General features: G+C 33.9%; 9 protein-coding genes, 1 pseudogene and 1 riboswitch. Of the genes and pseudogenes, 9 read left to right on the forward strand and 1 reads right to left on the reverse strand.

Translation table 11 applies throughout. The annotated features are described in order from the left end of the window. Window positions 1–1,003 precede the first annotated feature (1,003 nt). The 9 genes and pseudogenes from VIO64_RS03990 to VIO64_RS04030 all read left to right on the forward strand — a co-directional run bounded on the left by VIO64_RS03990 (window position 1,004) and on the right by VIO64_RS04030 (window position 13,067). On the forward strand, window positions 1,004–2,050 hold the full coding sequence (locus VIO64_RS03990) for a hypothetical protein (RefSeq protein WP_331915389.1): 1,047 nt from the start codon (window positions 1,004–1,006) through the stop codon (window positions 2,048–2,050). A gap of 52 nt (window positions 2,051–2,102) precedes the next feature. Then, window positions 2,103–3,059, forward strand: coding sequence for a DUF5050 domain-containing protein (locus VIO64_RS03995; RefSeq protein WP_331915391.1), 957 nt, complete (start codon window positions 2,103–2,105; stop codon window positions 3,057–3,059). A 91-nt stretch (window positions 3,060–3,150) separates the two neighbouring features. Then, a pseudogene (locus tag VIO64_RS04000) lies at window positions 3,151–4,313 on the forward strand (IS3 family transposase). Between the two features lie 318 nt (window positions 4,314–4,631). Then, window positions 4,632–5,147, forward strand: coding sequence for a GNAT family N-acetyltransferase (locus VIO64_RS04005; protein WP_331915393.1), 516 nt, complete (start codon window positions 4,632–4,634; stop codon window positions 5,145–5,147). A 92-nt stretch (window positions 5,148–5,239) separates the two neighbouring features. Then, window positions 5,240–5,383: riboswitch (cyclic di-AMP (ydaO/yuaA leader) on the forward strand. A 1-nt stretch (window position 5,384) separates the two neighbouring features. Next, window positions 5,385–6,380, forward strand: a complete 996-nt coding sequence (locus VIO64_RS04010; RefSeq protein WP_331915395.1) for an SH3 domain-containing protein — start codon at window positions 5,385–5,387, stop codon at window positions 6,378–6,380. A gap of 113 nt (window positions 6,381–6,493) precedes the next feature. Beyond that, the gene (locus tag VIO64_RS04015; protein WP_331915397.1) at window positions 6,494–8,848 is read left to right on the forward strand and encodes a DNA internalization-related competence protein ComEC/Rec2; all 2,355 of its coding nucleotides are present in this window, start codon (window positions 6,494–6,496) and stop codon (window positions 8,846–8,848) included. Window positions 8,849–9,126: 278 nt separating this feature from the next. Then, window positions 9,127–10,500, forward strand: coding sequence for a YheC/YheD family protein (locus VIO64_RS04020; protein WP_331915399.1), 1,374 nt, complete (start codon window positions 9,127–9,129; stop codon window positions 10,498–10,500). Window positions 10,501–10,687: 187 nt separating this feature from the next. Then, on the forward strand, window positions 10,688–11,701 hold the full coding sequence (holA, locus tag VIO64_RS04025; RefSeq protein ID WP_331915401.1) for a DNA polymerase III subunit delta: 1,014 nt from the start codon (window positions 10,688–10,690) through the stop codon (window positions 11,699–11,701). Between the two features lie 64 nt (window positions 11,702–11,765). Next, complete coding sequence (locus VIO64_RS04030; RefSeq protein WP_331915403.1) at window positions 11,766–13,067, forward strand: sensor histidine kinase; 1,302 nt, start codon at window positions 11,766–11,768, stop codon at window positions 13,065–13,067. Between the two features lie 99 nt (window positions 13,068–13,166). Here VIO64_RS04030 and VIO64_RS23030 read toward each other — a convergent pair whose 3' ends face one another. After that, on the reverse strand, window positions 13,167–13,307 hold the full coding sequence (locus tag VIO64_RS23030; protein ID WP_414705232.1) for a cyclic lactone autoinducer peptide: 141 nt from the start codon (window positions 13,305–13,307) through the stop codon (window positions 13,167–13,169). Window positions 13,308–13,365: the final 58 nt, after the last annotated feature.

The following is a 13,365-nucleotide window of genomic DNA, read 5'->3' on the forward strand; positions in this document are numbered from 1 at the left end:
GATAATCAGCTATTCTTTCCTTCCAAATATCGTGTTTTATATTACTTGACATCAATACCTCCCAGAACTATTATTTTAAGGTATTATCTCAATAAATTACTCTTCACTCAAGATACAGTCGGTTTGACACTTACAAATATAGAGAGGCAGAGTAGTAATACCAAATATTGGGCCTTACTTCTGAAAAAAAGCGAGAGTTTGCAAGCAGTAGAGTTCTATGATATGCGTGCCATAAATTGTTTTTTGAACAGTTACGCAACAGATTGGCTGTTTTTTTTCGTAATGATAATTGTGCTTTCAGCAGTATTTTGTAATGATTACGAGAGAAATAGGTATTTGTTGCTATTTAGTATGCCGATTAGTCATGCTAAAATAGGTATACACAAAGTCTTTTGCTCATTCATTGTCTCGTTGCTGTGTTTATCTGTCTCAACAGTTATAAATTTGTTAATGCTGCTTGTGCATACAACGAATTTTCACTCACTTCTTCAGCCAGTTCAATCAATTGAAAGTTTAAGTAACTCTATGTTTAACGGGTCAGTCTGGGAATATATATTATTACTGGTGACTTATAAGACTATTTTTTTTATTTTTACTGCTTTGGTGGTTACGAATATATCTATGGTTTGTAAAAAGGTGGTTTATTCCCTCATCTTATCGATTTCCCTAGTGGGCATATCTGTTGTAATAAGTGAGCTCTTTCGATATATATCCCCTTATAATATACTTTCACAATGCAATTTATTAAACCTTTATTCTAGCAATACATTTGTTGCTATGGATGATTATTTTGTAGTTTCTTCAAATCTTGTTCATAATTCCATAGCTTTGTATGCCTCTATTTTATTGCTTATACTTCTTCTTTCAGTTATTATAGTTGCTTTTAATCGACGTATTTCTCGAAGGGTGGTTTCTTCGTGAAAGTCTGGTGAGTATTCATTAAGTGAACTAAGCAGACACACTTAAAACCGTCTGCAAACTTTTATAAGGAGTGAGAGTGGTCTTGTCCAAATTACTGCTTTATGAGCTTAGAAAAATTCCATTTGTATTTGTTTTGTTTAGTTTACTAATAGTATTAACTTTTAAAGGAGTAATAACCTTTACATATTACAATTATTATAATAAAGAATGGAGACAAACTTATTACGAATATCTTGCTTATACGACAAAATACGATATTAATGATGCTGAGAAGAGGTTAAATGGCATTAGAGCACATTTTAATGATTATAGTGTAGAAGCAGAAGCAATTGATACTCTGCTCGAGCAACTAAAAGACTATAAATATTGCGAGTTAGTACAGAAAGTTGCTCAAAAGGAATCCGGATTTGCGTTTAATATGCCCTCTGATTTTAATAAACTCAAGTCAGTTTATGCTGCATACGATTTGCCTGATATAGCTAATGTTTTGGGGTATCGGCTTTTCCCTAAGCTGAACGAAGTGAACTTTATACCGATTATTATTATTCTAGCTTTTTCTTCGCTTTTTAGTATAGAAAGAGAAACAGGCATGATGTCTATCCTCAGAGCCACAGGAGTGGGTTGGGGCAAAATTTTTAGAAGCAAGTTGGCTTTAACGATAGGAATCAGTACATTAGCATTTAATCTATTTTATATCGTTGATTTAATAATGATTTTTGCTGTGTCAGAATTTGGGACAGTAAGCAGTCCTTACCGGAGTATCATCAGTACGGTATTGACGAATGATAGCATAGGCACATTTATAATAAAGTATTATATAATTGGTATGCTATATACTGTATTTATGTCTTTTGGGGTATTGTTGTTTTCCTCATTATCTAGAAACAGCAGATTAGCTTATGCTATTAATGGCTTAACTTTTATTGCTTTTACAATAATTGGAGTTTCAATTGACAAATTAGGTAAAGCAGCAGTTTTGATTACCGGAGATTTTATAAAACTATTTAATGAAACATCATTAATAGTTGTTGCAAACGGTCCGCTAATTATAGAACAATACATTATAATTTTGTTATTTTATGCTATAGTTACGCCTTTCATAGTATACACCTTACGGAGGACATCTTAAAATGAATACCAAATATATTACTGTAATAAACATAAGATGAGGAGAGAATAGTATGAAAAAAACATTATATATATTTTTTGTAATTGTCACATTTATTTCATTATCAGGATGCCAAAAGTCTGACTTTTACAATAAAGATTTTACGGGAATGTTTGGTAATACATCAGAAAACGTTTGTCAGGGAGGCCTAATGGCAAGCACAGACGAATACATATATCTTCCACTAAAAGACGTTGTCATAGAAATAAGCAGAAAAACTGGAGAGTCTGTAGTGTTGGAGAACATCGCCCCTGAGTTTGGATATATCAATGTAGTCGATGGGTATTTATTTTATAATGCGAGCAGTAGTGAGAAAAATAGAAGAGGGCTTGTTGTCCAATCATTAGATGGTAAGTTTTTCAGACAGATTTCAAAAACGAGTTACTACCCATTTATAGTTTTCGAAGAATGGATATATGCCACAAATTTACGAGGGGGAAATCTTTATAAAATTAATATTAAAAATTCAAAAATCACTGTGCTTGCTGAAGAACCGGTAGAAGAATTCACCTTGCACGACAATGGTATATTTTATAATAATGGCAAGGAGCTTTATTCAATTAGCCTTGACGGGAAAAATAAGCAGAGGTTACTATCTGACGTGGAATTAAAATCACTAATATACATAAAGAAGGATAATACCCTTATATTTATAAATTCCTCTCAAAAAAATCAAATATGCTCATTTAATATAAATACTAAGGAACTTTCCTACATAAAAAATGGTGAGTATAAGCTTATCCAGATGTTTGGGGATAATGAAATCGTAGCTTTGGATAGTACTGGATTAATGCAGTCTTTTTCATTGCTTGATGGACACGTTGATATGGAAATATCAGGAGTGACTAATTTTCAGATTTTTGATCAGACCTTGTATTATTTCGACGAATCAAAATCCGTGTATTGCATCACTGGGAAAAATCAAAAGCCAACTATAGTTTATTCTTCAGAAGGGGAAATCTCAAACTAATAAACTAATATCTTGATTTTTTGGAGTGTAATCAATTTGCTGGACACAAAGAAAGCTTGTATAATAGACAAAAGAAAGGATGTGTCCACAAATGGCACCAAGCACTAATTTCACTACTGAATATAAAAAGGAAATTATAAAGTTGGTTACAGAAAAACAAAAATCCATTAGAGAAGTTGCAATAAGTATTGGAGTAACTGAAACAACAATAAGAGATTGGATAAAAAAGTATAACCAGCATGGAGAAGATGCATTTCCAGGGAAGGGTAATCTTCGACCTGAAGATGAAGAACTCCGTACATTGAAAAAAAGACTAAAAGATCTAGAAGAAGAAAATGAAATACTAAAAAAAGCCATGGCCATCTTCAGTCGAGACGTGAAGTAAAATATAAGTTTATTAAGGAAAACAGCTCCAGATTTTGCGTTTTGAAGATGTGCCAAATATTTAATGTCTCAAGGAGCTCATTTTATGAATGGCAAAAACGACCTGAAAATAATAGAACGAAGAAAGATAAAGATTTAATTATAATAATAAATAGGATACATAAAGAATCTTATGAGACCTATGGGCAGAAAAGAATAAAATTCCAGTTAATTGAAGAAGGAATACTTTGTTCAAGAAGAAGGATTAAGAGGTTGATGAACGAAAATGGAATTGTAAGCAGATTAAAGAGAAAATACAAAGCAACAACAAATTCTAATCATAACTACCTAGTTGCTCCTAACCTTTTAAATCAAGACTTTAGTGCAAATAATCCAAATGAAAAATGGGTTGGAGATATAACCTATATACCAACCGATGAGGGATGGCTCTATCTTGCTAGTATTGAAGACTTATTTAGTAAAAAAGTAGTCGGCTGGTCTTTAGGTTCAAGAATTACTAAGGAGTTAACTATTTCAGCACTCACTCAGGCAATAACACGTGAAAAGCCTGATAACAGCTTGATATTCCACTCAAATCGTGGAAGCCAATATGCGGCTTTTGAATATCAAGAGAAACTAAGAGAAAGACAAATAAAGCAGAGTATGAGCAGGAAGGGGAATTGCTTTGATAATGCTTGTGCTGAAAGCTTTTTCGCAACATTAAAAAAAGATATAATTCATGGAAGAAAGTTCAAAACTCGTGAATAAGCCAAACTAATAATTATTGAATATATTGAGACCTTTTATAATTTCAAAAGAATACATTCAGCATTAGGTAATATGTCACCAATAGAATTTGAAAAGGAATATAGGAAGAAACATATAGCTTAGGGTTAAACTTTAATGTTATATAAGAATAAAGCATTTCTTACTGTATTGATTCCAAATATTACACTATTTTATATTTAATCCCGTTGAAGAGGCGTGTGTAAAAGGTTGCAAAATAAATTTTAAGAAAAGTTATGAAAAATCGAGATTTCGCAAGCTTTTATGTGTCTAATTTAAAATATACACTCCAAAATGGAAGTTATTCAATTAATAGGATTGTTGGTAAAGACCTGGGATGCTTAATTTGTTCAAAAGAAGGACTTTAGCAAAAAAATGTCGAATAATTTATAAATAAAATTATCCGGAGGTATTATGCTTTCGATGAATATACAAAGCCAATACGTATATTTAAAGGATATATCTTATGATGATATTGAAAAAATTCTCAAATGGTATAGCCGGGTAGATCATTTTAAGTATGCCACAGGAAAAGATATACCTGTTGAAATAAACGAGTTGACCTCAATATATAAGGAGTCGGTTGAATCGGATAGCGAATTTTTCACAGGGATTTATAAAAAAGACAGTAATCAAATGATAGGAATACTAAAAGGGAGACTAGAGTCTACACATAAAAATAAAGTTTGGATAAGAACAATTGTCATAGACCCTCACCACCAAAGAAAAGGATATGGGAGGGAATCTGTGAGACTAAGCCTTTCTTATCTTAAAGCTAAAGGAAACGCCTCGGAAGCATATTTAGCGGTTGCTGAAGAGAACGTTAAGGGCAGACAGTTTTGGGAGGCATTAGGGTTTGATTTTTATAAAAAGATGTTTAGTTGTGTGAAAATTGCCGATAAACAATGTGAAGTAGTAATAATGCAAAAAAAACTATAAAAAATTTAAATACTTTAAATATCAATAAGATTTTACCAAGGTTTGATTTGACAAACTATGTCAAGATGTATATAATATCATTGAAGTAAAAACTTAATAAATAGCTGAATCTTCCCTTGGGATAGGGAAGTACGGAGGAACCAATATTTTTGGGGTTAATCTATCAATAGATAGTAGGGGTGATCCTATTACCCGAACCCGACAGCTAACTTCGGAAGCTATAAATAGGAGGAATATATGTTTAGTTTCAAAAGGGCACTTACTTGTGTAAGTGTGTCTCTAGCGTTGTCTTTTGCAGTAGCAGCATATGCCGGTGCAGAAGGTAACCAAACAGGTGTTGTTAAAGGTGACATATTAAATATCAGAAAGTCACCAAGTACTTCTTCAGAGGTTCTCGAACAGTTAGAAAAAGGGATGAAGGTTACAATTATCAGCAGTAGCAACGGATGGTACAAAGTATCATACAATGGTATTACTGGGTGGGTTAGCAGTGAATTTGTTACTGTAAAGCAAGTTTCATCCAGCTCAGCAACAATTAATGAAGATGACGTCAACTTAAGAGAGAAGGCAACTACTGATGCTTTAGTACTTAAAACATTCAGCAAAGGAACAAGTGTTAGTGTATTAAGTTCTTCAGACAACTGGTATAAGGTTCGTACTTCTGATGGGAAAATAGGTTGGGTTTTCAAAGATTTTGTCAGTGTAAAATCAACTGGTTCCAGTACTGTCAGCCCTACAAAATCATCTTCAGCTAAAAAGACTACATCAAGGGGTACAACAGAACAACAAAGAGATATCTCCCAATCAGATGATGACGGTAAGGAAGATGCAGTTACTGATTCTGTGTCCGATACCCGCCAGCAGCTTATTGCATATGCAAAGAAGTTTCTGGGTGTGAGATATGTTTATGGTGGAAGTTCACCAAAAGGGTTTGATTGTTCCGGCTTTGTTTTATATGTTAACAATCATTTCGGTATTAACTTGGAACGCGTTGCGGCCGACCAGGCTAAACAGGGAACCAAGGTAAGCAGAGCGAACTTAAGACCTGGTGATCTTGTATTCTTTGATACAAATGGTGGAAGAAATTATATTAATCACGTAGGAATCTATATTGGTGATGGCATGTTTATTCATGCTTCATCAGGTTCGAATGCTCGTAAAGTTGTTATAAGCAATCTGGGTGAAGGTTTTTATTCCAATGCTTATATGAGTGCAAGAAGGTTTTTGAAATAACAACACCAAATCATGGAGCTCCTTTAACAAGGAGCTTTTTTTACTGTCTGAGAAATTATGGTGTATACTACACTACAATCTTGTGAATATTGAACAGGAGGAATACTGTCAGTATGAAAAGACCGTTATTGTTATTTTCACTGTTCCTTATTGTGGGTATTTACGTTGCTCAGTTTGGCAATTTGCCTCTATTCATTATGACTTCAATGTTGGTTATGTCTGCTCTTTCGATTGTTTATCTTCATAACAAGAAAAATATTGTTATTCTTATAGGTGCATTGATTTTCTTCTTTGCAGGTGCAGCCGAATTCACAGTAATAAATAAAATCACTCTTGATAAATTCAAGGAATTTTCAGGTAAAGATATGCAGGTATTAGGATTTGTATGCACAGAGCCGGATATTAAAGAGTCTAAGACGGTATACACGGTCAGAACTGATGAGATAAAATCAGAGGGTAAAAGCTTTAAGATAAAGGGGAAGCTTCTTGTTACTGTTCCAAATAAGGATGATACACCGATTTTGGAATATGGGATGGATTTGACTGTTAATGGGAAAATCAGCATTCCTGACGGTAAAAGGATTCCAGGAGGTTTTGACTACAGAAGGCACCTGTTAAAATCAGGAGTTTCAGCAACGGTTTATACAAGGGGTGATAGTATTAAATTTATGGATTCCTCCAGTGTAAACCCCTTTGTTAAGGTTGGGATGGATTTAAGAAAACGGATAATAGGAACAATAAAGCCATGCCTGCCCAAGGAACAAGCTGCACTCCTTTGCGGTATGCTGATAGGATTTACCGAAGATATGAGTGACGAAATGGTGGATGCATTCAGTGATGCCGGTTTGTCACACTTAACTGCAGTTTCAGGTATGAACATCGCCTTTATAGTTTTTCCTCTTGTTTTTGTTTTCAAAAGGATGAGGTTATCGCAAAAGGCATCTAATATCACCATAATTGGTATACTTATCATGTTTCTCTTCATAACAGGGTTTTCACCATCAGTTACAAGGGCTGTAATCATGGCTGTAATAATTCTTATAGGCCAGCTTTTAAGAAGAGAAACGGATATATATACAAGCATATCATTTGCATTAATTCTTCTGCTTTTATACAATCCATACACATTGTTTGACATAGGGTTTCAGCTCTCCTTCGCAGCTACACTTTCACTGGTGCTGTTTTATAAGTACATTAAGAGTAAGCTGGATTTTAAGTTCTTACCTTCTTTTGTTTCAGATGTTATGGCGGCTACCCTAGCAGCCCAATTGGGTGTAGTTCCTATTAGTACTATGTATTTCAATAAAATCTCCATTATATCGCTGATTTCAAATCTAGTAGTTGTTCCTCTGGTTGAGGTCATAACAATACTTGGCATAATAATGGTTATTATAGGGCAAATAAGCACTTTTCCGGCAGAGTTGTTAGGACTGGTATGCAATACATTTCTATCATTTATCCTCTATGTAGCAAAGATATCATCCGAAATACCTTTTGCGGTGATAAAAATAACAACACCTTCAATATTTGGGCTACTAATCTACTATTTGTGCATTATATATTTCCTATGGCTTAAGCCTACATATGAAATAAATCTAAAGCCAAGGTATTATGTCATATCTATATCGATAATTACTTTGATATTCACTGTAACTTCTTTTATTCCGAAGGATTTGAAAATTGTTTTTATTGATGTAGGTGAGGGAGATTCCCAACTAATAGTCACAAGTGATGGCAAAACCATACTTGTAGATGGAGGAGGATTTGCCTCAAAGACAGATTTTAAGCATAATATGGGGGATTATGCGGTGGTCCCGTTTTTATATGACTATGGGGTTGCAAGGTTGGATATGGTCATTTCAACTCACGGTGATGATGACCACCTTCAGGGGTTATTGACGGTCTTTAAGGATATAAGGGTGGATAACCTTATAATAGCTGACGGTATGGATTTAAAGCCTTACGTGGGCCTTTTGAAACTTGCAGAGGCACAAAAGACATCTACTAAAATGTGTAAGGCTGGAGATGAAATTGTTTTGGACAGTGATACCAGGATTAAAGTTATAAGTCCCATTGACGGCGTTAAAATGACCAAATCCCCTGAAAACAATGGTGCCCTTGTGTTTAAACTCAATTATAAAGGTGTAAACGTCCTTTTTACTGGTGATATTGAAAAGGAAGCAGAGAAAATATTATTGGACAACAATGCGGATCTGAAAGCGAATGTTTTAAAAGTTGCACACCATGGGTCGGATACATCTACAACTGAGGGCTTTCTAAATGCTGTTGGCCCGAATGTAGCCATCATCAGTGTTGGGAAGAATAACAGCTTTGGGCATCCTTCAAAGCATGTTATTGATAGGCTTCAAGCTAAAGATGTAAATATTTTAAGGACAGATATTCACGGAACAATCATTATGAGTACAAACGGTAAGGACATCAGGGTGTGGAAGACTTTAGAAGAATAGTTTCTTCAAAAATGTTTTAATAATTTCCAATCTGAAAAGTGTCATATTATGTTAATCCAGCATACTTTATAGTGTTAGTATATTATGTAAATCTAATGAATTGCAGCACAAGACTTGTGATTTATTTGTATTTAGTATTCATATAATCAGAAGATTTAAATATATATAGATAGGTTAAGATGAATAGATTAGATAACCAAATCTTATATTTGGCAGAACAGATAACGATAACATTAGTCTTCAATTTTTAGGAATTTATATAAGGTTGGTGTAAAGAGATGTGGGTTAAATTTAAACTGGAAGCATCAGAGCAGGAAATTATTTTTTTACCCCTGTCAATGATCGGTGCATATCCCAAAAGAATTTTTGTGTGCTTTGGAGGGAAAACTGTAAGTACAGCGGTAAAGTATTCGGAATTTTTTGACCTTAATGTAAACAGTACATATGATGACCCTTCGATAATTGGAATGTCCATTGGTTTAAGAAATAAACTGCTATTACCTGAGATATTGACTTACAGAATAGGTATTGAGAATAATGCTATTGCCATAGGCCCTGTTATAGGGCTTTTATTGGGAAATCAAATTCATAGGTACAATCCTAAGCATATGGAAAAATACACAGACAGGTTTGGAATTTATGATAAGGTCGGAGGGCTTATTTACGCATTTTCTCCCAGGACAATTAATTGGAAGGAGCGTATAGCATTCGGCCTTTACTACGATAGCGTATCAAAATGCTGGGAATATGGCTTTTTTCCGCTACCTGAAGTTATATACAGGAGGGATTTTCACTCAAGCCCCAATGATATAAAAAGGCTCATAAAGGAGACCGGAGGAAGGTTGTTTAACTCATGCAGGTTTACAAAGTCTGATCTCTTCTCATATATTAATAAAAATGACGAATTACGGGATTATCTACCGCCAACGCAGCTGACACAGGATATTGACCAGGTGTTTGAATTTATTGAAAAACAATCAGGGGTCATATTGAAGCCGATAGACCTTTCTAGAGGAAGAGGAATTGTAATAATTGAAAAGGTCGCAGACAATTATAAGATTACAGATTACAGATTGATGCTTCCTGTCGTGACAGTCTACAAAGAATCAGGTCTTAGGAACTTTCTAAACGAAAATGAGGAGCTTTTTAACAAATACCTTATACAAAAATTATTAGATCTAGCGGTTATTGATAATTGTCCCTTTGACATAAGGGTTGTTATGCAAAAGAACGCAGACAAGGTATGGGTGTGTACAGGGATTGAATGCAGAGTTTCAAAAAGAGGCAGCCATATAACCAACATATCTAGAGGAGGCTACGCATTACCTCTTGATAATGCGATTGAATTATCCTTCGGAGAATGCAGCAAAGTTTTTTCACAGGGAATTATAAATTTTTGTCGCAAGTTTTGCAAATATATGGATAAAACCGGAGAGCATTTCTCTGAGTTCGGAATTGATGTAGCACTAGATAGGGAGCAAAACCTCTGGTTAATTGAGGCTAATGTATTTCCCAGCTTTAAAGGCTTTAAGAAAATGGATATGGAAACTTATAACAATATACGGTATACACCATTTTTATACGCATTGTCTCTTACCAGGTTTGTCGATGTTGATGAATTTGCGGAATTTCAGCACATCCACCGGTATTGACAGGAACCACAGAAATATGCTAAAAAACTACAGTAGTTCTAGAAAGTATACAATAAAAAATAGACATAATTTCCATAAGGTGTAATAATTATATGTTATTTTCTCTTTTATTAGCATAAAATTAATGATACAATTACCATTGGAGTAGATTGTTACAAATTTCATGGAAGCATAAACGGGTGAAATAATGAGCTTGGATATATTAAAGGAACAGATAAAGTCAAACAAGATAAAAAATCTATACCTTTTTTATGGTCATGAGGAATATTTAAAGAGAATATATCTTGAGTCAATGGAATCCAAAATTATTGGAGGAAGTATGAAAGCCATGAATAAGGTTGTCCTGGAGGGAAAAGTAGATATAAGAAAGCTGGCGGACAATTGTGAGACGGTTCCGCTATTTTCTGAAAGGAAACTGGTTTTAGTAAAGAATTCAGGGATGTTTAAAGCATCAAAAAAGACAGACAGTGAAAAAGCAGAAGGAAAGAAGGATGGTCTATCAGAACTGATTTTAAGCTTGCCTTCATACACATGTCTTATTTTTGTAGAAGAAGAGATTGATAAAAGATTAAAGGTGATTGATATTGTCAAAAAAAACGGACTGATTGTTGAGTTTCCGTTTCAAAAGCCGCAGGAACTGGTAAAATGGGTTATAAAACTGTTAAGGAATAAAAACAAAGTTATTAGTCAGGAACTTGCTTCGATGGTTGTTAACAACTGTGATCAGGGCATGGTAGAAATTCATAATGAGGTGGAGAAGTTAATTCTTTACTTAGGTGAAAGGGGTACTGTTTCAATAGAAGATATAGAAAAGGTATGCACAAAGTCCATAAAAAGCAGGATTTTTGATTTGACAGATGCTATTGCTGCAAAGAATAGGACAAGAGCCTTTGTCATTCTTGAGGAAATGGCAGTTTTAAAGGAGCCTATGCCCAAAATCCTCTACATGATAGCCAGACAGTTTAATCAGTTATTATCAATAAAGCTTTTGCATAAGTCTGGTGCAGATATCAATGAGGCAGCAGCAAAAATAGGCGTATCTCCGTATATTGCAAGCAAAATAATGAAACAATCAAAAGAATTTGAGTTGGAACTGTTAAAAAGGGTTGTAGAGGAAAGCCTTGAATTGGACGTTGCCGTAAAGACTGGGAGAGTTAATGACAGAGTGGCTATTGAAATGCTTTTAGCAGATATAAATTAATATAATTTAAAGCGGAACTATTCGTTATTTTATTTAGTTTTCCTTAATTTGGAGGGGATATAATTTGGAGGTTGTTTTACAAAATGCACTGCAGTTTGTATTTTTTGTTATACAGGGCTTTTTGATGTTGAATGTGTTTGATAAAACTGTCAATTTTAAAAAATTAATTACTTTTTCGTTGGTAAATACCATTGTACAGGCCTTTCTAATGGCTATAATAGTTAGATTTAACCCTAATATAAATCTTTTTGTGTATATAATTGTTATGGTTTTAACCATAAAGTTTATTTTATCATTTAGGGTTTTGTATGCCTTATTTGCTACGTCGGTGCTGATTGTCATAAGTGCACTTTTTGAGTACATGGGAACTGCAATTGTTGCTATATCTGTTGACAATAGGTTTGATGTAAACACATGGGCAAATACATACCCCAACATTCTGATTATGAGAATAATCGGGATAGTACTTTATCTTGCATTGACCATTGCTGTATATTACATGAAACTCAAGATCAATATTCCTGAGGATATCAACAGGAAAAGGTCTTACAGCATACTGGCCAATTCAATAATAAGTGCGATTTTGATAATTCCTAATATTATGTATTACTTAAATAATTCAAAAAATATAAATTTGAACATGGTATGTTTCAACATATTTGCTGTGTTTATACTTTTATTAATGAGCTTCTATAACTCCATTAAATCTACCGAGCTTGAGGTCAAGAGCAGGGAAGTGGAGTTCCAGAAGGGTTACATAAAAACGCTGGATGAGATTATCGACGGGTTAAGAGGGTTTAAACACGATTTTAACAATAACGTTCAGGCAATTGGCGGCTATATAACACTTAACGATATTGAAGGGCTGAAGAAGTATTACCTGCAGCTTCAGAGCGATACAAGAAGGATAAACAATACCTTGCCCCTTAGCAAGTATGTCAAAAATAATCCTGCATTGTATGGGTTGTTGCTATCAAAGCTATCATATGCGGAACTTAAGGATATACAGTTCATAATTAATATTATGGATGAGTATAGCATCGAAAGAATAAAAATATACGATTTATGTAAAGTTATGGGGATACTTTTGGACAATGCACTGGAAGCAGCGGTTGAATCTGCTAAGAAGTATGTAGAGCTATCAATTGCTAAAAACTCTCAGAATGCTATTATTATTGAAATAATCAATTCATATGCAGGAAGCCCAAACAAAGAAAAGATTTTTGAAAATGGTTATACTACAAAGGCAGGGCATAGCGGATTCGGACTTTGGGAGGTTAAAAAGATTATATCTAAATATCAGAATTGCTCATTAACCACATCCGTCACAGAGTCTTTATTTACCCAAAGAATTGAAATTTTGTAGTAGAGTACTTCGATCTATAGTATAGCTAAAACACTTTTAACTTACTAAATAAGTGTTTTAGCTATATGTTTTGCAATAATCATTTTACATTTTAAATAATTATGTCGGTTTTTTAGTTAGAGATTTTGGTGCCTTAGGTTGATAGAAGCCAAAAGGTATGCATTCTGAAGCAACATTTGATGTTAAACCAACAAATAAGTTTACAAATATGCCTTTTAAAAATTTTTTCACGTTTCTCACTTCCTTTCCTTTTGAATTTTTCTATTAATTGCAAGACTAATATGTAATCTTTGATTAG

This window comes from Pseudobacteroides sp. (assembly GCF_036567765.1).
In the GTDB taxonomy this organism is placed as follows: Bacteria; Bacillota; Clostridia; order Acetivibrionales; family DSM-2933; genus Pseudobacteroides.